Source organism: Candidatus Sodalis pierantonius str. SOPE (assembly GCF_000517405.1).
Taxonomy (GTDB): Bacteria; Pseudomonadota; Gammaproteobacteria; order Enterobacterales; family Enterobacteriaceae; genus Sodalis_C; species Sodalis_C pierantonii.
Genome location: NZ_CP006568.1, coordinates 4,032,521 through 4,053,503 on the forward strand (window position 1 = coordinate 4,032,521; position 20,983 = coordinate 4,053,503).

Sequence of the window (20,983 nt, forward strand, 5' to 3'; positions counted from 1 at the left end):
TGTTAACAATGGATGCTTACCATGAACTTTGCCGCCGGTATGAAAAGGTTGTCCTCCGCGCTATTACCGCTTCTGGCCGTTCTGTTGACCGCACCGGCGACGGCGCGCGATCTGAGCGAGGATATGGATATGATCGCCGCGAACTACAGTGCGGTGCTCCATGCCGATAATCCTGACACCTTGAAGCAGGCGCTGGCGGATATGCACGCCGCGGCAAAAGATGCCCGTGAAGCGACGCCGCCGAAATTGCGCGGGCAGGCGCCGGATAGCCCGCAAATGCAGGACTATCGTCGGGGGATCGATACGCTGTTGGGGCAAATCGAGCAGGCGCAAACGCGAGTCGACCACGGCGATGTACAGGGGGCGAAGCAGATCGCGGGCCACTTCAAGCAGACCCGCGATGAGAATCACGCCAAATTTCGCTAACGCCGGCGGGGCGCGTTACCCGCGGTTTTGCTGATATACCGACAGGTGCGTCCATACCGCGCTTATCAGCGGAACGGGCAGGTCGGCGCGGGCTTTGAGATCGCCGATGATCTGATCCGCCTCCACGGCGTTGCCGGCTATCAGATCCCGATACAGGGAGGAGGTCATGGGCGATCCCTGCTGGGTCAGCAGGGCGGTGGTCTCTGCGATAACCTCATCACGCCGCCGGTAGCCGCCGGCCTCTGCGACCGACGCCACCTCTTCTATCAGCGCACGAGCGAAAGCTTCGCCGCCGGGCGCCGCCGCGACCTGGCCGATGGTGCCGCGCATCAGGCAAGTAATGCCGCCCAGGCTCGAAAGTAATATCCATTTTTCCCACAGCGCGGTGGTGATCGACGGCACGGCGCAGGCGTCAAAACCGGCGTTGCGCAGTGCCGCATCGATACGCGCTAGCCGCGCTGAGCGGCTATCGTCCAGTTCGCCGTAAAATAGCTGGTGCGGCGGGGTAAAATGCACAATGCGGCCCTGCGCGTCCAGCGTGGCGGCAATTTTGCACACCCCGCCCATGACCGCCTCCGCGCCGAAGCGTTCACGCAGGCGCGCCAGATGCCTCATGCCGTTGAGCAGGGGCACGATAGCCGTTTCCGGGCCAACGGCGGGCGCGATATCCTCCATGGCCGCCGCCAGCGAAAAGGCTTTCACCGTCAACAGGATCACATCATAGTGACCCGCCAGGTCGCCGGCCTCAACAAGCGTGGGCCGCAGCACCACATTGCCGCAGGGACTGATAATTTGCAGACCGTGTTGGCGCAATGTCTGCGCCCGCGTCCGTCGCACCAAAAAGGTCACGTCGCGTCCGGCCTCGGCCAGACGGCCGCCGAAATACCCGCCGGTTGCGCCGGCGCCCACTACTAATATGCGCATTGCCCTCACCTTATCGAGCTGGAAAAAAGCGTCCAGACGTCGAATTCGCCGTTGCAGTGGTTCCTAACATAAAGGGATAACGTCCGTATCGCAACCGCGGGCACCTGGCTATCGCCCGCGGCGCGACGGCTGCCACAGCGGATCTTTACCGTCGAGCTTGCGGTCAAGGAAAAAGGCGGCGCTTATCAGCGCCAAATGGGTTAGTGCCTGCGGCGTATTGCCGAGCGCATAGCCGCGACGGTCAAATTCCTCCGCATACAGACCCAGCGGGTTGGCGTAGCGCAGCAGCTTTTCAAATTCAAAGTGCGCTTCGCTCAAACGCCCGGCGCGCGCCAGGCATTCCACATACCAAAACGAGCAGGCGGCAAAGGCCCCTTCTTCGCCCTCCAGGGGGGCAGCGGGCGTCTCCTCGGCGATATTAGCGTCGCACCAGGCCATCATGCACCAGATGGGCGCGAATGGCGTCCAGGGTTGCCAACCACTCGGGGTCGGTGGCGCTAACAAAGCGGAAAAGCGGCATTAGCAGCATCGAGGCGTCCAGATCTTTACCGTGGCGCGTAGCGGTGAAATGGCCGAGCTCCGGATTCCAGAAGTTTTGCCAAATATCCTCGCGGATGGCGGCGTGGGATTTGTCCCAACGGTCATAGGGCATCAACAGCGATCGTTTCATGCCAAGGCGCAGCGCGCGGTCCAGCGCCACCCAACACATTAAGCGCGAATGGAGAAAATGCTGCGGTTCGCCGCGCATTTCCCAAATACCTGCATCCGCCTGCTGCCAGCAATCGCACACATGGTTGACGGTATTCACCACGTGTTGCCAGCCCTGGTGCGGGATTGCATCGCCGTATTTATTGGCCAGATAGATGGCGTCCATCAGTTCGCCATAGATATCCAACTGCCGCTGGCGGTAAGCCTGATTACCGATGCGTACCGGCTGGGCGTCGCCATAGCCGGTCAGGTGAGGTAAATCGGCTTCCGGCAGTTCGGTGCCGCTGTCGAGACGGTAAACCACCTGCAGTTTTTCCGGATCAAAACGGCTGTTGGCCATACACTGGCCGACCCAGCGGTTGAACGCTTTCGCCTCATCGGTATAGCCCAGCCGCATGAGGGCATAGACGCTAAACGAGGCGTCGCGCAGCCATGAGGCGCGATAATCCCAGTTGCGGTCGCCTCCCGGCGTCTCCGGCAGGCCGAAGGCGGCGGCGGCGATCGAGCTGTGCCGGGCGGAGGTAAGCAATTTCAGCGCCAGCGCCGAGCGGTTTACCATTTCCCGCCAGCGGCCGCGGTAATTACTACGCGCCGACCAACGCTGCCAATAGTGCAGCGTTTCGGCGAATAAGACGTCGGTATGGTCCACTGCCACCCGGTCGTCGTCGGCACCACCGAAAACAAATATCGCCTGCTCGCCCGACCCGAGCGTAAAGGTCGCTGTCGCGGCGTGATCTTCACATTCCAGCGCAACGTTGGCGGCCAGCCGCAGCGACGGCTGACCTTGGGTGACAAAGGTTACCGCGCCATCGTTTAACGTGGCATCAGGTTGGGCGCACGCATAGTCTGGCATCGGCGCGCAGCGCATGCGCCAGCTGACGCGACCCTTTAATACCTGTAACCGGCGGATAATCAGCGGTAAACGTTCCAGATCGTCGCTAATCGGCATATAATCCGTGACTTCCGCGACCCCCTGCTGCGACAGCCTGCGGGTTTGCAGGATGTTGGTATCCGGCAGGTACAGCTGTTGTAGCCGCGCGTCGGGCCAGTCCGGTTGTAAACTGAACAGGCCGGCTTGCTCGCTATCCAATAGCGCGACGAAAACCGACGGGCTGTCGAGATCGGGCCAGCAGAAATAGTCGCTGGTGGCGTCGCGCGCCACCAGCGCAGCGGAACGCAAGTCGCCGATAATGCCGCGATCGCCAATATTGCGGGTAATGCCGGGTTTGGGTAAATCCGTCATAAGGGCGCTTTCCTTCCAGCGGATCGGTAATCAATGACTTCTTAGTGTAGCTGACACGCGTTAAGGGCCGGGCACGGGCGCTGACAAAACGCACAAGCGGCCACAAATTCATGCAACCCGGCCGGGCGTGTTATTTACCTAGTACTGCGGCGACGTTTGCCCCCATGCTCGGCGGCGGCCTGCGGGCTTGTCACCCGGTCACAAACGTCAGCAGCGTCGGCAACTGCGATAGTAGGTAAAGGACGACGCCAATCAGTCCTCCCACCAGGGTACCGTTGATACGGATAAACTGTAAATCGCGACCGATATTTAATTCAATTTGCCGCGACATATCTCGCGGATCCCAGCTTTTTACCGTATCGCTAATATGGCGGGTGAGAAACAGGGCGAATTCCGGTGCCATTTTCGCCGCCGCCAACTCCATATGATGATTTAACGACGCGCGCACGCCGGGATCGCGGGACAGGGTTTCGCCCAGCCAGCGGCCGGATTCCGCCACCCGGGCATGCAGCAACGATGCGTCGTGCTCAAGATCCGCCTTCAGCCAGGCGCGCATATCGTTCCACAGCTCGCGGATATAGCTATTCAGCGCCTCATCATTTTTCAGATACGCTTTGATCTCCTCGGCTCTGGCGGCCATCGTCGGATCCTGCTTAAGCCGGGTTATCATATGACGGGTAACCCGATCGAAACGCCGGCGCAATTCGTGGCCGCTGTCCTGACCGATATCATCCAAAATGGAATTGACCGTGTTGGAAATCAGGTCGGCGCTGTGTTCGCCCAGCCAATCCGTTGACAGCAGCCGTTCTTTGATAGGATGTTCGCGCTTGAACCAGCGCACGATCTGCTCGCTGATAAGCAAACGGGTTTCCGGTTTGTTCAGCAACACGGTCAATTGCGAAATTGCCGCATCCAGCAGAGCCTGATGGCGGCCGTCGCGGGTCAGGCTATCCAGAATTGAGCCCGTGGAACGGGATAAATCGATTTTATCGATCGCCGCATGTACCGCCTGGCGCAGGAAGCCTTGAATGCGCCGATCGTCGGTGAAATCCAGCAAATCGCTCAGCAACTGTAGGAGATAACCGCTTAGCCGGGCGGCATTATCCGGCGTGCTGAGCCAATTGGCGATGAGGCTCGCCGGATCGTGGCGGCGTATCAGGGCGACAATCGAGGCGGTATCAAGAAATTTATCTTGGACAAACAGAGCGAGATTATCGGCAATTTTTGCCTTATTGCGTGGAATAATGGCGGTGTGACGGGCGATAAAGGGCAGGGGGACGCGATGAAACAGCGCAATCACCGCAAACCAATCCGCCAGCGCGCCCACCATGGCCGCCTCGGAAACGGCTTTCAGACCGTTGACCCAGAAATTGGCCGGCAGGAAAAGCGTGAGGATAAAAACCGCCGCGGCGCTGACCAACAAGGTCAGCGCCAGACGCTTTACTTTACGTAATTCGGCCTCTTTGTCGGTCATCGGCCCGTCAATCGGCAAGGGTGCGGCTGAACGCGTCGACGGCGATTATCGCCTGCGCCACGTCTTCAGCGCTGCGATAAGCGTTCAAGTTACGCAAGGTGTCCCCTTCGCTGCAGGCCAGCGCGCCCACTTTCACCAGGTTTTCATAGGGCTCGTTTTCCAGGTGGATAGCCTTAAGCGTGGTCGGCATGGCAATTTGGCGGTAAAAACGGATGTAGCGGGCAATTTCGTCATCCGGGCGCTGCTCCAGCACCATATGGGTCAACGTGCCGTAGGCGACTTTTTCACCGTGGGTCAAATGATGAATATTCCCCTGAATGGCGGTAAAACCGTTGTGGATCGCGTGGGCGCCGGCCAGACCGCCGTTTTCAAAACCCAGGCCGGAAAGCAAGGTATTGGCTTCCACCAACGCCTCCACCGCCGGCGTGACTTTGCGCTTAGCGACCGCCTGATAGGCGCTATAGCCATAGGTGAGCAAGGTCTCCTCGCAGGCTGCGGCTATCGCCATTCCGGCGATGGTCGGTTTGCCGCCGACCATCGACAGGGCGTTCGTGCGTTTGACCGCCTGGGCCTCCACGTAGGTGGCCAGGCCGTCGGCGATGCCCGAGGTGAACAGCCGCACCGGCGCCTGGGCGCAAACGGCGGTGTCCACCAGCACCAATTCCGGGTTTTTGTTGTAAAAGCGGTAGCTATCGAAAACGCCGTCGTCGCTATAGATGACCGACAGAGCACTACATGGGGCGTCGGTGGAGGCGACCGTCGGCACGATAGCCACCGGATGTTTCAACTCATCCGCGACCGCTTTGGCGGTATCCAGCGTTTTACCGCCGCCGAGACTGACCACCACGGACGTTTGCGCATCGCGGGCCACCCCCGCTAGCCGGAGGATTTCGTTGCCCGATGCTTCGCCGTTGAAACGTTCATAATTGTAAGCAATATCGGCTTTTTTTAACGTGGTCTGCACCCGCTCGCCGGTAATACCCCATACCACATCGTCGGCGATGAGAAAGGCTTTGCTGCCCAGGGCGGACAGATAATGACCCAATTCATCCAGGACGCCGCTGCCCTGGACGTATTTTCCTGGTGACGAAAAAATAAAGTTTCTCATAGATTTACCTCGGTTAATGACAATGAACTGTGCCGGCTTGCACCGACGGGCGCCAGGGTAGACAGCTGCTACGATTGTAGTACAGACGGGCGGATAGTGAGGGGCTGAGCACGCCTAAAACCGTTTTTAACAAAAGGGTGCGATCCGCGAGGAGGCTGACTGTCGGCTGACGATGACGCTAAAAACATAATAAGCTGGTAATATTGTTGACGCCACCCTGCATTCGCCGGCGATGGACTCTTTCTGACGCGACCGGCCCTCGGCACGTGCGGCGGCTGCTTTTATGATTTGCGAGAAAATTTACGCTATGCCTACGTTTTCCAAATGTGATATGAGAGGTTTTTTCGGCTTGTTTTTCAGCATGTTGCTGGCGTTTGGCACCCTGACGATCGATGCGCGGGCGGATGATGCGCCGGCGGCCGCGAGCGACAGCGCCACGTCGGTAAAAATCAATGCCGCGGCGGAATTAAGTAAATTGCAAAAAGGTCTCGACTCGCTCAAGCAGCAGGTCTCCAATACCACGGCCGATAATCAACTGAACGCGCTCAACGATAGCGCCCAACAGTTGACCAGTGACGCCGATGCGCTAGTGACCGCGCTGCAACCGGATCGTACACAACTTCAGGCTCAGTTGGATGTATTGGGACCCGTCCCTACCGATGCTGCAACCAAAGAGACCGGCGCGGTTGCGCAAAGCCGCAAAAGTCTGAACGCGCGTAAAACCCTGCTTGATAATCAGATAGAGCGGGCCAAAACCATTAGCGCCAGCGCCACCAAATTGTCGGTGCAATTTGTTGATATCCGCCGCAATTACATGCGTTCGCAAATGGCGTTGAATTCGGGGAGCATTTTGTCGGCGAGTTTCTGGGCGCCGGTATTGCAGTCTCAGTCTGCCGATAAGCGTCGGCTGGCCGGTTTTGGCGACGACCTCGTCGATGGCTGGCACGAAGCGTGGTCGTCCGAGTGGCGACTTAGCTCGGCGATGTTGCTCGTGCTGGCGCTGCTGATGTGGAGCTTCTGTACACGTATACTGGATAAGCCGCTAGGCTGGTTCAGCATCCATGTCTTGCCCGAAGGAAGGCTACGGCGCAGCTTCCTTGCCTGCTCTACCGCGCTGATAACGGTGTTCAGTATCAGCATTGGCGTGCAATTTATCCATTTCATGTTCGTTCGACTACCGGATATCTCCGACGAGGTGGTCGACTTCGCCGATGGCGTTTTGCGTCTGACCTTTTTTTCATCACTCATTGCCGGGCTGGGACGTGGTTTTTTATCTAAATCAGCGTCCTTCTTGGCGGCTGCCGGCGATGCCAGATGAAATAGCGCGAGCCATGAAATCGATACCGCCGCTGTTGGGGGGAGTGGTATGGATCTCAGGTGTCATTGATCAGCTCAATATTAGTGTGGGTACCAGCGTAGCCACGGCAAGTTTAGGCTACGGCCTGTCATCTTTGCTGATAGCGTCAGTCGTGCTTACCGGCCTCATACGCATCAAACGGACGCGGCGCGAGCAATTAACCGATGCGGCAATGACGCAAAAGCGCTCGGCAGTGGTGGGGCTGGTGCTTATATGCGTTACAGTGACCGCAATTGCCATCTTGCTTGCGTTGTTGATTGGCTATATCTCCTTAGCACGCTTCTTAACCTTTGAACTCATCTGGGTGGGCATCGTGCTCTCCCTGCTTTATTTTCTAATTCATTTAGTGGTGGACCTATGTGACGGTTTGTTCGCCCCCAATACGCCATTGGGGCAGCGAATAAAGCAAATGTTTAATCTCGACGACCGGCATCTCTCCCAGGCAGCCATCTTACTGTCGGCCATCGGTAAGACGCTATTGTTACTGTTTGGCGCTATCGTGTTGATTAACGGCAATTTCGGTTCCACCACCCCGTTAGCGCTGTTGCATAAAGTGCTGGAAGTCTGGGGTGGAAAGGGACTGGAGAAGCTTAAAATCGTCCCTGCCCATTTGGTGAATGCACTGATTTTCCTGGCTATCGCCATCTATGTTTTACGCTCGGCCAGACGCTGGCTGGAAAAAGATTTCCTGCCGAAGACCATGATGGAACCGGGGATGCGTTCCTCGCTGGTGACGCTGTTTAGCAATGTCGGCTATGTGCTGGTGATCCTGTTAACTTTATCCACACTCGGTATCCAGTGGAATAATCTGGCCTGGATCGTCAGCGCGCTGTCGGTGGGGATCGGTTTCGGCCTACAGGAGATCGTGAAGAATTTTATTTCCGGCCTGATCCTGCTGACGGAACGCCCGGTAAAAGTCGGCGATCTAATCAGTATCAGCGGCATAGAAGGCGATATTCGCCGCATCAACGTGCGCGCCACCGAGATCCAGCTTGGCGACCGCTCGACGGTAATCGTGCCCAATTCCCAACTGATTTCCCAGAACGTGCGCAATGCCACTATGGGTAACGCGCAAGGCGTGGCTACGATCGCGCTGACGTTCCCGCTGGATATCGACTCTGAAAAGGTTCGCACGCTGCTGCTGGAAGCCTACCGCGAACATGAGGCGGTGCAAAGCGCGCCCGCGCCGTCGGTGACTTTCAGCCAACTGACGCCATCGGGTATCGTATTGAGCGTTACCGGTTTTGTCAGTAGTCCGCGCGTCGTGGCATCCACCAAAAGCGATTTGCTGTTCGAGATCTTAAAGCGCCTGCGCGCCGACGGCATAACGCTGTCGATGCCGCAGAAAATGATAGTCGAGAACGCTAACCTGTCGTCCACGACACCGCCCGAATCCTGATCTTTTATCTGCCGGCGTAGAAGCAGGCCCGAGTGCGCCTCACGCCGCAAGCCTGCAAACGTCTGCGCCACGGCCCAGGTCGGGCCCGCCTGCGCTTCGCGGCAAGTCTGTTTAGGTCGGCGCCAGCGCACTGGCGGCCTCCAAGCGTAAGCGAAGGCTGCGGGTTGACAGGCGGCGCCGAAGCGGCCTGGCGCCCTTCCCGCCGGGACGGTGGGTGATTCACCGCGTTTTTAACCGTCGCGGGGCAGTGTTTGCTGGCCTTCCCCCAAGCTACGCTGCATCAACAGGGTATCCACCCATCGGCCATGTTTGAAGCCTACCGCTTGAAGCTTGTCTATCAAGTGAAAACCGAGCTTTTGATGCAAACGAAACGAAGCGTGATTTTCCGCGTTACCGATAATCGCCAGCATCTGGCGCCAGCCCCCTTTTTCCGCCCTGGCGATGGCCTCGCGCAACAGCAGCGAACCGAGCCCGCGTCCGGCCTTTGCCGGATGGATGTACACGGAATCCTCGACGGTGAAACGATAGGCGTAACGGGGACGGTAAGGGGAAAGATAACAATAACCCAGCAATTCACCGTCCTGCCGGGCCACCAGCCAGGGGAGACCTTGCGCCATTACCGCCGTATGGCGGGCCATCATATCGTTCAAGGACGGAGGCTCGGTCTCGAAACTGGCGATACCGTGTTGCACATGCCAGGCATAGATATCACGAATGGCGAGCAAATCCGCCTCCTGGGCATCGCTGATGAGAATAGCCGAATGCGTCACTTTACCCCCTGGTACCTAGACCGATGGAGTAAACGATAACGCAAAAAGAGAATGAAACGTAGAGTCTCTACAATATTGTATAAATAATTATTATTGCTATAACAAAACCGTGCCGGAGCAATACGCGCGCGTGGCAAGCGTCATGCTGCGCTTCGGGTGAAGGCCGCCGGCCGTCTCGACAGGGTAATGATGACGCGAGTCCGTTTACCCTCGTCGAACGGGCAACGCGGCGGTGCGTCTGGGTGCGCCGGGCGTCAGGCTGGTGGCTTCAGGCAAAGCGGCCGATAGCGCAGCGCGGGCATGGCCCGACGCGAGGATCCGGCATATGGTCGGGATAAATTTAATCCCGGCACTCTATTTTATGGCATTTAATGACATGGCTTTCGTGTGAGGTAAGGTACAAGGTGAACGATAAATCAAAAACGGATCACATGTTTTGCATGTAACGAATGTAATAAGCGCTACCATATTCCCGTCATACCCCCCTTTTGTTAGACTCAATCGGCTGAAAATTAATATCGTGCTGGTCCGCGATGACCCAGGGAAGAGACGTCATCACGTGCTTAGGAGCCGCTATTGATTAGCCTCAAAATTAACCATAAGGACAGTGAGGAATCGATGAATATTGCGCATTATCTCGAATTGCAGGGCATGAAAAAAGGCAGATTGGAAGGGTTGATGGAGGGCATGCGCAAAGGGATGCTCGAGGGGCTCCTGGAAGGGATGGACAAGGGCAGGCTGGAAGGCAAGAAAGAAGGGCGCAGGCAGGCTACGCTTAGCATCGCCACTCATCTGCTGGCCGGCGGTGTAGATCGCACGCTAATTAAAAATTGCACAGGACTCACTGAAAAAGAACTGCAGCGTCTGCATACGGAGTATTTTATGAAATTAGTTTAATAAGGTGTTTACTTTATTCCATTTGCCGTAATGGGGAGGGGGGATTCATTTTGCCAAGCGTAATGAATTAGCTTTGCTGAATAATGATTTATAATGCTGAGATAGTCGATAATCAACACTCTATTATGGTGAGTCTGAATTATTATCACTCGCAAAAAAGGCCGCGCCGAAAAACCTGCGCGGCAATATTGTTTCCATAAAATCCCACGTAAGGTTTAGTCTTACAGCGTTCTCAGTATAATTGAAAGAAAATTGCGCTGTAAATACCGAAGTCGTTAACTTGGCACAATAATTTTTATCCGATCCGCCACCCTACGGGCAGGGTTTAAAAGGATATCTATTATTAGCGTTAACAACAAATTTTAACAACCCGGGTTCGTCATAACTCTTTAATGTTATCGCGGGAAAGGGTTATTGGAACATATTCTTCGCGCATTATTTGTATAGTTAGCGTACCGGTAAATCGCACTCTTTAGTGCAATGATGCGGTTGAGTAGGGGACATCTTCACGGCCAGGGGTCGCACCGGATTAACGATAGCGCCAACGCGCATAGGCAACGTGGCGAAGGCGTAGCCCGTCAGGGGCCGGTTTTACTGGGCTCCGAGCAATACGGTTCAATGCTCCTGCGCCGTCAGCCTGGGGTTCATTCAGACCCTGTCGTCGGCTAAGGCAAGCGCAAGCGCACCGTAGGCCGCTTTGCGTGCGTTGCGGCCGGCAAAACACTTTCTTGGGCAATACAACCTCGGCTTTAAGGCAGTAAAGCACGTGATTTCGAGCTTTGAGACGCCGGGCTCCGATTATCGAGGCGCAAGATCCCGGGCATTGAGGGGCTGGGCTCCCGGCATCGAGACGCCGGGTTCTGGGTAATAAAGCGCAAGAGAAAGTGTCCTGCAATCCGTTAAAACGCCCGAGGCCGCGCGGCGGCAAAAGGATGCACCGTTGCCTCAGCCGCCGCTGCCGTCCGGTTACGCCATAATCCCTGTGGCGCGATTGCGCCCGCAGATTTGGCAGAAAAGGGCATTCGTGCCATGTAAAGGTGAAACAGGCGCCTTGTGTGGCTCGCCGAGCGAATATCGCCAGGGCCGCCGCCTGGCGTTGCTAACCACAAGAGGGTGTTTGAACCGCCGACGCGGGGAAAACTAGGCGCGAATGTCGCCGTCGATGCGGAGGATGAAACCGAAAACGCGCCCTTTGCCGTAGCGATCTCATTCACCTTTAACACGTTATGTCCTGCCAGGTAAGGCAGTCAGGCTCGGCAACGGTATGCACCTATCGGCAGCGCGGGCCGCCAGCGCCTGGCCCCAATAAACCGCTGCCGCCAATGGACCGCGGAGGGAGTGAAGACGAAAATTTATCCTGTTTCGGCTGTCAGAATAAGTCAAGTAATCGTTACTTATTCAGTTGATTTTCAAAAGAGTAATTTAATGCGAAGCGTTACTGGATGCGGAAAAATAGCGAGCGGTATTATTACGTGTAATATGAAAAAAGCCGCGCCGTAAACGGTGAGCGGCTAAAAAATTTCCAAATAAACGCTAAATGCGTTTGATTTATAACATATAGAGACGGCAGTATAGTTTAATTCACGGCCCGCTGTAAACAACTGAGTGGTAAATGGTTCCATTAATGTGGAAAGGGAGTTTAATCCCGCGGTGGATTGTATTATATCTATTTTTTCGCGTGGCTCTTAAAATAATCACGTTCCATAATCTAGTTAATTTGTCACTAGAATGGTTGATTATCGAACCTTTCATGCGCGGCTTTTTCGCGTTTCAGGTATATATTACTTCTGGCGCAGGGTTCTTATCACGGGTGATGAATAAGCCGTTTTCATGGCGCCGGCTCGGTATAATCTTGGCAACAGCAGCGCGGCCATTAACCCCAGCAAGCCCGCTAGCGATAGCCAAACGCCAGACAGCGCATTGTCGCCGCTTTGATGAATAAGCACACTCGCGATGGCGGGGGTGAAGCCGCCAAAGATCGCTGTCGCTAAACTGTAGGCCATGGAAAAACCGGTGGCGCGCACCTCGGCGGGCATGATTTCCGTCAGCGTGACTACCATGGCGGCATTGTAGCCGGCGTAGAGAAAGGAGAGCCAGAGCTCCGCGGCAATGAGACGCTGCAAGGTAGGCGCGTCCGCCAGCCAGTATAGTACCGGATAGGACGTCAGCAGCATCAGGCTGGTAAAGGTCAGCAACAGCGGGTGGCGACCGATTTTATCCGATAGCGCCCCCATCAGCGGCAGCCAGAAAAGATTGGAGAGACCCACGCCTAACGTAACAATAAAACTTTCCTCGGCGCTGAAATGAAGTATCGCTTTGCCATAGGTCGGGGTAAAAGCGGTGATCATATAAAACGAGACGGTGGTGGCGGCAACCATGCAAACGCCAAGGGCTATCAGCGGCCAGCTGCGCGTCACCGAGCGGAAAATCTCGCGGGTGCGCGGCGGAGGTCAGCGTTTTTGGAATGCCTCGCTTTCCTCGAGCATGCGCCGGATCCAAAACAAGCAGGGCAGGATCAGACAGCCGACGATAAATGGAATACGCCACCCCCAACGCGACATCATGTCCGCGCCGACGTAATGATTGAGCGTCATGCCTAGCAGGGCGGCAAAAATGACCGCGAGCTGCTGACTGGCGGACTGCCAACTGATGTATAACCCTTTTCTGCCGGCGGGCGCGATTTCCGCCAGATAGACCGACACCCCCCCAGTTCAACGCCGGCGGAAAACCCCTGCAATAGCCGGGTACGCAGGCGATGGTCAGCGTGCCGAACGCCATAAGTCCCAGCGTCAATACCAGCCCGGCACGCCTGCCGCTGCGGTCGATATAGGCGCCAAGCACCAGCGCGCCCAGCGGGCGCATCAGAAAGCCGGCGCCAAAGGTCATCATGGTCAACATCAGTGAGGCAAAGGGCGTTCCGGCAGGGAAAAAGGTGGCGGCTATGGCGCTGGCATAATAGCCAAATACTATAAAATCATACATTTCAAGAAAGTTACCGCTGATTACTCTGACTACGTTGATGAAGCTGGCCTGCCGGGCCGGCGCGGTAGAAGGCGTAGGCATAATCACTGCTCCGGAAATGAATCGCGGGGGCGGCACAACGCGTGGGCCGTCAAACGGCCGTTATAGCGCCCCGGTCGTAGTGCTGGAGTATAAGCGGCCAGTCGCAGCAGCGAATGCAGAAAGATGTTGCGCATTCAGGCAATAACGGGCGTGGTCGGTTTGTCCGGCCAAGCCCGCAATTTGGCCATGCCGGCCGTGTCGTTTTACGGTAAACTTTGGTGCGTGTTAACGTCGCAATGAATTTTCCGCGCCCGACGGTGTCGAGAATTTTCGCAACCCGGTGGAGCATGATGCCCGCAGTCCGGTGTCTTTATTGCAGTTAGACGGCTCCACACGGACAATACATCGCCCAGTACAGGAACCTATTCCGGCATGGAACGAAGATCATTTATCAAAACGTCCCTGGCGCTGGCCGCTTACTGCGGCGCGCCGACCATGGCCACATTGTTTACACGTTCAACGTAGGCTCCGGAAAACATTGCCGACGGCAGCGCGAGCCACTTTGATTTCTCCACGCTGAAAACCCTGGCTGCCGATTTGTCACGCAAGCCTTTCGGCGGGCCGCCGGCGGAGTTGCCCAAAACGCTGGCGGAGCTTACGCCGCAGGCCTATAACGAAATTCAATACGACGCCAATCATTCGCTCTGGCACGACATTCCCAACCGCCAGCTGGATGTCCATTTATTCCACGTCGGTATGGGCTTCAAGCGCCGAGTGCGCGTTTACGCCGTGGACCAAAGCCAAGCCTTGAAGCGGGAAATTCATTTCCGGCCAGAATTATTTAACTATCATAACGCCGGCGTCGATAGCCAGCAGTTGGAAGGGCGTGATAACCTCGGTTTTGCCGGTTTCAAGGTCAATAAGGCTCCGGAACTCACCCGGCGCGACGTGGTTTCCTTCCTTGGCGCCAGCTATTTCCGCGCGGTGGATGACACCTACCAGTACGGCCTGTCGGCCCGCGGTTTGGCCATCGACACGTTTACCGATAAGCTGGAAGAGTTTCCCGACTTTGTCGCCTTTTGGTTTGAAACCCCAAAAGCCAGCGATACCACCTTTACCGTCTACGCCCTGCTGGACGGCCCCAGCGCGACCGGCGCCTACCGCTTCGTTATCCACTGCGAGCCCCAGCGCGTCGTGATGGATATCGAAAAATACATTCATGCCCGCAGCGATATCAAACAGCTCGGGATCTCGCCGATGACCAGTATGTTTAGCTGCGGTACCAGCGAGCGCCGCATGTGCGATACCATTCATCCGCAGATACATGACTCCGATCGGCTGGCGATGTGGCGCGGCAACGGCGAATGGGTGTGTCGACCGCTGAATAATCCGCAAAAATTGCAGTTTAACGCCTACCAGGATGACAATCCGAAAGGGTTCGGTTTGCTGCAGCTTGACCATAATTTCAACAACTATCAAGATGTTATCGGCTGGTATAATCAGCGGTCCAGTTTGTGGGTGGAGCCTGTCTGGCCCTGGGGCAAGGGCAGCGTGAATCTGCTGGAAATCCCGACCACCGGCGAGACGCTGGATAATATCGTCTGCTTTTGGCAGCCCGCCGAGCCGATTAAAGCCGGTAATGAATACAGTTTCCGCTATCGGCTTTACTGGAGCGGCGAGCCCCCTGTCAGCAGCCCGCTGGCCCGGGTCAAGGCGACCCGTACCGGCATGGGAGGATTTCCTGAAGGCTGGGCGCCCGGCGAGCATTTTCCAGATACCTGGGCGCGCCGTTTCGGCGTCGATTTCGTCGGCGGGCAGCTGAAAGCGTCGGCGGATAAAGGCATCGAGCCGGTCATCACGCTGTCCAGCGGTAAGGTGAGCAATATTGAAATTCTGTATGTGAAACCGATGGATGGCTACCGCATTCTGTTCGACTGGACGCCCACCAGCGACGCTGTCGATCCCGTCGAGCTGCGTATGTACCTGCGTACCGGGCAGGAGGCGCTGAGTGAAACCTGGCTATACCAATATTTCCCGCCGCCGCCGGATAAACGCAAGTATATTGACGATCGCACGATGAGCTGACGCCAGCAACGGTCACGCGTTGTCCTGGCGAGGGCCGGCGCGGGAATGTGACTCCGCACCGGCCGTCACGTTACAGACTCGGGTCCACTGCGTCAGGGGCAAGCGCGCGCAGCGGCGTGCTGATAAGCCAGGGCCTCAGGGTCTGTGGCGAAGGATCGGTGGCTTTGATGATGCGTTGTTGTACGATCCATTTCCCTTCCGACGCCAGCAGCGTTGGCAAATCACTTTTCAACTGAATACCAAAATCGGTATCGCGCCACATCGCTTCCAGCGCGGCCTGCTGCAATGTGGCGTGCATGGATGTGGCTACCAGCGCCATGGCACCGGCGGGATCGCGTTTGAGATCGGCGTCCGCGCGCAGTAATGCCGTCAGGAGTCCTTTGACCACCGCGGGCTTATTGTTGATAACGGCCTGCGACACCGCCAGCAGAAAGTGGGATTGATAGCTTTCGCTTTGCAGTTCGCGATAGTCGGCGCCCAGCGCTTTGCGCGCGACGCTTTCGACGCCGGCGAACGGTACTATGGCCTGGATATCGCCGCGGAGTAGGGAGGGGATCAGATCCACCGGCGCGACATTGACCCGTTCAGCGCTCACCTCCCCCTGGCTCAGCAGTTGGCTCAGATAGTAATCGGTGTTGGTGCCGAGGGGCGTGCCGATCTTCAGCCCGGCCAGATCGCTTACGCTGCTCAGCGGGCCGTATTTGGCCGAGCTGATGACCCGTGTACCCCGGTAGCGCGCGACATCGGCTACGATGCCAAAGGGCTGCTGACGCAGTGCGCCGGTGATGGCGGGAAATTCGGTTAACGTCGCCGCCTCCACTTGCCCGCCCAACAGCGCCTCGAAGGTTTCTCGGCCGCTGGGGAAATTAATGCGCCGCAGGTTAATGCCGGCATCGTTGAAGTAACTTTTAGCGAGGGCGATTTCTACCTGTGGCATCAGCGGGGTCGGCGACCAGGCAAGCGTCACCGTTTCCGTCGCGGCAGACGCCGCCATGATCATTAGGGTCGGTAACGCCGCAGCAATGCGCCAAACTTGCGTTAATCTCATCGTGTTTCCCGTGGTTGGTTTTGGTCGGTGGGGTAGCCGTTGTTCGCGGCAGGATGCCGTCTGTTGATGTCGGTATAGGGCGTCATGACGGCTGCACCAGCGGGCGCAGTGATGACAGAATCTCTTCGCGGATATCCAACAGAGTGGCATTCTCGCGATTGAGCGCCCGCGGCCGCGGCTGGTTCAGGCTATAGCTGCGGATAATTTTGCCCGGCGCGGCGGACATCACATCGATGCGGTCCGCCAGCAGCAGCGCTTCGTCCACATCGTGGGTAATAAACAGCACCGTCGCCCGGTGTTTTTGCCAAACGCGCAACAGCAGATCCTGCATAACCCCGCGCGTTTGTGCATCTAGCGCACCAAAGGGCTCATCCATCAACAATACCCGCGGCTCAAACGCCAGCGTACGGGCGATACCCACCCGCTGTTTCTGGCCGCCGGATAACTGGCCGGGATAATGATGGCATAGCGAGGCGAGACCGACCTCTTCCAGCGCCGCCAATGCGCGCCGATGCTGTTCCGCCCGGGATAATTTGAAGCGCTTTAGCGCGAATTTCACGTTGCCCAGCGCCGTCAGCCAGGGGAAAAGCGCATATTGCTGAAATATAACCCCCACCTGCGCATCCGGGCCGTTCAGCACGCGGCCGTCAATCCGGATCTGGCCGCTGGCGGGCGCAATAAAACCGGCAATCGCGTTTAATAATGTCGACTTGCCGCAGCCGGACGGTTCGATAATAGCACTAAAGGTGCCCGGCGCCCGCTCGAAGCGGGTAACGTCCAGCGCCAATTGCGCCTGGCGCCGGGCGAGATAACGGATACTGATATCGTCAATCGCAACGTGGCCTGATATGCTTTACCCTCCCGGATTAGTATTGTTGCCAATGCACCAGGCGGTGCCCGATGCGGTGGATCAGGACGTCCATGAGCGCGCCGAGGATCCCAAGCTCAATGAGCAGGGCGAACATGCGATCGGTACTGATATATTGTCGGGCCTCCTGTAACCGGTAGCCGATGCCGGACGAGGCGCCGGACAATTCGGCGGCCACCAGGCTTAAGAAGGCCAGCGCGACGCCCAGTCGGATGCCGGAGAAAATATGCGGGACGGCGGCCGGGAACACCACCACGAAAAATTCCCGCAGACGGCTGACGCCCAGCGAACGCGCGGCGCGCAAATAGATTTCCGGGACGTACTCCATGCCGTGATGGGTGTTAAACTACACCGTCAAAAAGACCGTATAGGCAATAACGAAATACTTTGACCCCTCGCCGATGCCGAACCAAACAATCGCGACAGGAATAAGCGCGATGGCCGGAATAGGCCGCATCAGATTCAAAAAGGGCGCCAGCAAGAGGCGAAATAGCGCAATCCGCCCGGTTAATAGCCCGGTGACAACGCCCAGGCTGGCACCGATAACAAAGCCCGCGGCCGCGGATCGCTGTATTGCCAGGTAATGTTGCCGCTTTGCGGATCGCACTCCAGCGCTCTGGAGTGCGGCGAGGTGACGCCGGCGCGCACGTTGCCGTTATCAAACACCAGCACCGTCCCGCTGGCGGTCTGCACCGGGGTATGCTGCTGCGCCAGGACGTCATGGCCTACATGCTAGACCACTTCGCCGCTGGCGCGGCTGACCGCCACTACCCCCGAGGTAACGCGTAGACTCATCAGCACCAGGCCCTCAGGGGTCAAGGACAGGCCATTGATCATGGGCCAGTGGCGACGATCAAAAATAGCCTGCACCGGGAAATCTTCCGGCCGCAGGTGTTGCCAGGAACGCCATTCCCAAACAATCTCCCCCGCGCGATTCACTTCCCGCACCACATCCCCCTGGATAACGCCGTCAGGGGCATCCCGGCGCTGGTCGCCGCCGGGATAGGCTCCGCGGCGGTGTAAAGCAGATGGCCGTTGGCCAGCCATTGGGCATCGTGATGATGGTGGATGTCCTCATAATGCCAAACGATATCGCCACCGGGCGTGACTTCATAAAAATCGCCGCCGTGCCAAATATCCCAGGCCGGATACAGCGCGGCAGGCGTGGCGTGACTCCCGTTATAACCCAGGTTGCCATTGGGCAAGATCACCGCATCACGTCCCGGCCGTACCGGCAATTGCCATTGATGGGCGATGTTACCGTCGCTATCTATCAGGTACACCTTTCCCTGCGCCGTTTGCGGCGCAAACAGGGTAAACCCTCCCGCGCTGCGCTGCCGGTCGTTCAGGATGAGGCCGGTGGCGCGCCGGCGTACCGTTACTTGATCACAGAGGGTTGCGGTTTGGGACATAATGGCTCCAATTATTGCCCCAATATGGGGGATTAAAACGTTTTACTAGGCAGGGGAAAAAAACGCGGCGTGCTTGATTATTCGCGATAACAAGGGGCGCTATATATTTTTAGTAAAACCTTTTACTATTGATCCTGTCAAGACGCCGTTAAACAAAATTTATGTATAATTAAATGTTATTTAATGTATAAGTAACTTCGATGACGCTAAGGAAATTATCATGTCCGCTGCTCCGCCACCGCCAGGGAGTTTAGCCCGTCGCGCCACATTGATTGATGTTGCCCGTCGCGCCGGCGTCTCGCCTGCGACCGTCTCCAATGCCATCAACGGGCGGCGGTATGTGGAAGCCGGTACCCGCCTGCGCATCGAAGCGGTGATTAGCGAACTAGGGTATATCCCCAATCTGCGCGCCCGCGGTTTGCGTACCGGCAAAGCCAATACGATTGCGCTGTTTTCCTCCATGCCTGCCGCCGTCTCATCCGGACCAGCCAAACTGGGTTTTATGATGGAAGTGGCGATGACCGCGGCCCTGGCGGCGTTGGAAAAAAAGCTGGCGCTTATTTTGGTGCCGCCGCAAAGTTTGGGCGTAGAGGATCTGAAAATGGATGGCGCTTTAGTGATCGAGCCGTGCGTGGACGACCCTTATCTCAGCGGGCTGCGGCGGCGGGGTGTGCCGGTGGTGTCTATCGGCAGGCCGCCGGACACCGAGGCCGTGATGCCCTTCGTGGATTTGCAATCGGCGCAGACCGCCGCGCTGCTGTTGGCCCACCTCAGCGCCAGCGGCGCGCGCGATATTGCCCTGTTTATCGGCGATACCGGCCGCAGCGCTTATCAGGACACCGAACAAGACTATTTGCGCTATGCGGCGCAGCACGGCATTGTGCCGCGCGTTTATCGGTTAAATGAGATCGATGGCGAACAGGCGGGGTTCCAGGCGGCGCTGGCTCTGCGGCGGGACGCGCCGCAGGTGGATGGCGTTTTGATCCTGGTCGATACGTTTGCCGCCGGCGCGGTGCGTGCTTTTACTCAATCGGGCGTGTCAATTCCCGAGGAGATGCGTATCGCGACCCGCTATGACGGTATCCGCGCCCGTGAAACCTGGCCGGGGCTGACGGCGGTGAATCTGCATCTGGATGAAGTGGCCAGGCTGGCCCATCGATCAACTTTTTTTGTTGATGTACGGTCAGACACCTCGGCAACCCTGCTTGAGCCGGGGCGCGGAATTGGTTATCAGAGGCTCTACCCGCCGGGGGCCCGCCGGTAACATCGGTCTAAAACGGACGCCCTGTTCCGATCGCCTCTCCTGAACGCGGAAGAAACGCTAGCAAACGGATACGCCTTCTGTCGCTGTCGGACGCCGGCAGCGACAGAAGGCGCACCAGATGCAGATTCCGACGTATCCGATCAGCTGTTCCGGCGACATCCGATCAGTTATTCCGATATTTTCTGATCACCCATTCCAGTGATATTCGATCACGTGTTCGCTCATCTTCTGACTCGGGTTTAGTCTATTTTTCCTGTGCTGGCTACTCCTTGCTCTTTGCGTAGTGATTCGCCTTTAAGTTCCAGTCTATAGCTGGGGTGTACTAACCGATCGAGTAACGCGTCAGCTGTCGTGGGGTTTTCTATCAGTCCATACCATTTTTTCACCGGCAGTTGACTGATCAGGATGCTGCTGCTTTTGTCGTAGCGATCTTCCATCACCTCCAACAGCATCGTTGTCTGCATCGGACTTATTGATTCTAGGCCCACGTCGTCCAAGATCAGTAACTCTATTTTTTCTAACTGCTTAAGCTGTTTTAGATAGGTCCCGTCTACCTGACACTGGTGAAGATGGGCCAGCAACCGACCCACTCGCCAGTAACGCACGCTATATTGCTGCCGGCATGCCTGCTCACCAAGCGCACAACTGAGCCAGGTTTTGCCCGTACCTGTCGGCCCCGTGATGAGTATGCTTTTCTGATATTTCAGATATTGTCCCCCTAGCAGATCTCGCATCTGTTCCGGTGTCACTCCTCGGCTAGGGATATAGCGGATATCTTCCGGTTTTGCCTGCAAGCGCATTTGCGATTGCCGTCGCAGACGGCATATATGGTTGTTTTTTCTATGCAAATTTTCCGCTTCTACCATCAGCGACAACCGCTCCTCGAACCCCAGCTCCCCATAACTCCCCGGGAGTTCGCGTTGCGTCTCCAACGCCTGGACCATTGCCGACAACTTCAGCTCTCGCAGAGCCATTAACAGTGTATCCATATTTATTC

The 20,983-nt window shown here is 57.0% G+C and carries 9 protein-coding genes and 7 pseudogenes; 5 read left to right on the forward strand and 11 right to left on the reverse strand.

Going from position 1 to position 20,983, the window contains the following annotated elements; all coding sequences use genetic code 11:
• The first annotated feature begins 39 nt into the window (after positions 1-39).
• Complete coding sequence (gene cybC / locus SOPEG_RS20005; protein ID WP_025246660.1) at positions 40-426, forward strand: cytochrome b562; 387 nt, start codon at positions 40-42, stop codon at positions 424-426.
• Between the two features lie 15 nt (positions 427-441).
• On the opposite strand, the gene SOPEG_RS20010 is transcribed toward cybC, so the two are convergent.
• From SOPEG_RS20010 to SOPEG_RS20025, 4 genes and pseudogenes are all read right to left on the reverse strand, one after another.
• Complete coding sequence (locus SOPEG_RS20010) at positions 442-1,350, reverse strand: ketopantoate reductase family protein (protein WP_025246661.1); 909 nt, start codon at positions 1,348-1,350, stop codon at positions 442-444.
• 108 nt (positions 1,351-1,458) lie between these two features.
• Positions 1,459-3,301 (reverse strand): annotated as a pseudogene (locus tag SOPEG_RS20015) (glycoside hydrolase family 15 protein).
• Between the two features lie 190 nt (positions 3,302-3,491).
• Positions 3,492-4,775: a DUF445 domain-containing protein gene (locus tag SOPEG_RS20020; RefSeq protein WP_025246662.1), complete on the reverse strand. Its 1,284-nt coding sequence runs from the start codon at positions 4,773-4,775 to the stop codon at positions 3,492-3,494.
• Between the two features lie 7 nt (positions 4,776-4,782).
• Positions 4,783-5,883, reverse strand: coding sequence for a glycerol dehydrogenase (locus SOPEG_RS20025; RefSeq protein WP_025246663.1), 1,101 nt, complete (start codon positions 5,881-5,883; stop codon positions 4,783-4,785).
• 331 nt (positions 5,884-6,214) lie between these two features.
• Between SOPEG_RS20025 and SOPEG_RS31035 the strand changes: the two are divergent.
• A pseudogene (locus SOPEG_RS31035) lies at positions 6,215-8,639 on the forward strand (DUF3772 domain-containing protein).
• A gap of 230 nt (positions 8,640-8,869) precedes the next feature.
• Here SOPEG_RS31035 and SOPEG_RS20035 read toward each other — a convergent pair.
• A complete protein-coding gene (locus SOPEG_RS20035; RefSeq protein WP_081743130.1) occupies positions 8,870-9,394 on the reverse strand; it encodes a GNAT family N-acetyltransferase in 525 nt (174 codons plus the stop codon).
• A 633-nt stretch (positions 9,395-10,027) separates the two neighbouring features.
• Between SOPEG_RS20035 and SOPEG_RS20040 the strand changes: the two genes are divergently transcribed.
• Entirely contained in the window at positions 10,028-10,306 is a 279-nt protein-coding gene (locus tag SOPEG_RS20040; protein WP_025246665.1) for a hypothetical protein, read from the forward strand.
• Between the two features lie 1,781 nt (positions 10,307-12,087).
• Here the strand turns inward: SOPEG_RS20040 and tcuC are convergent.
• A pseudogene (gene tcuC, locus SOPEG_RS20045) lies at positions 12,088-13,369 on the reverse strand (tricarballylate/proton symporter TcuC).
• 372 nt (positions 13,370-13,741) lie between these two features.
• Between tcuC and SOPEG_RS20050 the strand changes: the two are divergent.
• Positions 13,742-15,394: pseudogene (locus SOPEG_RS20050) on the forward strand (glucan biosynthesis protein D).
• Positions 15,395-15,464: 70 nt separating this feature from the next.
• Here the strand turns inward: SOPEG_RS20050 and SOPEG_RS20055 are convergent.
• From SOPEG_RS20055 to SOPEG_RS20070, 4 genes and pseudogenes are all read right to left on the reverse strand, one after another.
• Complete coding sequence (locus tag SOPEG_RS20055; protein ID WP_025246667.1) at positions 15,465-16,394, reverse strand: ABC transporter substrate-binding protein; 930 nt, start codon at positions 16,392-16,394, stop codon at positions 15,465-15,467.
• 130 nt (positions 16,395-16,524) lie between these two features.
• Positions 16,525-17,229, reverse strand: a complete 705-nt coding sequence (locus SOPEG_RS20060; protein WP_200867836.1) for an ABC transporter ATP-binding protein — start codon at positions 17,227-17,229, stop codon at positions 16,525-16,527.
• 79 nt (positions 17,230-17,308) lie between these two features.
• Positions 17,309-17,641: pseudogene (locus SOPEG_RS28935) on the reverse strand (ABC transporter permease); the annotation flags it as partial.
• A 209-nt stretch (positions 17,642-17,850) separates the two neighbouring features.
• Positions 17,851-18,722: pseudogene (locus SOPEG_RS20070) on the reverse strand (aryl-sulfate sulfotransferase); the annotation flags it as partial.
• 220 nt (positions 18,723-18,942) lie between these two features.
• Between SOPEG_RS20070 and SOPEG_RS20075 the strand changes: the two are divergent.
• A pseudogene (locus tag SOPEG_RS20075) lies at positions 18,943-20,029 on the forward strand (LacI family DNA-binding transcriptional regulator).
• Positions 20,030-20,225: 196 nt separating this feature from the next.
• Here SOPEG_RS20075 and istB read toward each other — a convergent pair.
• Positions 20,226-20,975 (reverse strand): IS21-like element ISSoEn3 family helper ATPase IstB, encoded by a 750-nt coding sequence (istB, locus tag SOPEG_RS20080; RefSeq protein ID WP_025246669.1) that lies wholly within the window; start codon positions 20,973-20,975, stop codon positions 20,226-20,228.
• Between the last annotated feature and the right edge of the window lie 8 nt (positions 20,976-20,983).

What these genes read in the sequence shown, in the direction of transcription:
- cybC (WP_025246660.1), top strand. Translation starts at nt 40, where the DNA reads ATGAAAAGGTTGTCCTCCGCGCTATTACCGCTTCTGGCCGTTCTGTTG.
- SOPEG_RS20010 (WP_025246661.1), bottom strand. Translation starts at nt 1,350, where the DNA reads ATGCGCATATTAGTAGTGGGCGCCGGCGCAACCGGCGGGTATTTCGGC.
- SOPEG_RS20020 (WP_025246662.1), bottom strand. Translation starts at nt 4,775, where the DNA reads ATGACCGACAAAGAGGCCGAATTACGTAAAGTAAAGCGTCTGGCGCTG.
- SOPEG_RS20025 (WP_025246663.1), bottom strand. Translation starts at nt 5,883, where the DNA reads ATGAGAAACTTTATTTTTTCGTCACCAGGAAAATACGTCCAGGGCAGC.
- SOPEG_RS20040 (WP_025246665.1), top strand. Translation starts at nt 10,028, where the DNA reads ATGAATATTGCGCATTATCTCGAATTGCAGGGCATGAAAAAAGGCAGA.
- SOPEG_RS20055 (WP_025246667.1), bottom strand. Translation starts at nt 16,394, where the DNA reads ATGATCATGGCGGCGTCTGCCGCGACGGAAACGGTGACGCTTGCCTGG.
- istB (WP_025246669.1), bottom strand. Translation starts at nt 20,975, where the DNA reads ATGGATACACTGTTAATGGCTCTGCGAGAGCTGAAGTTGTCGGCAATG.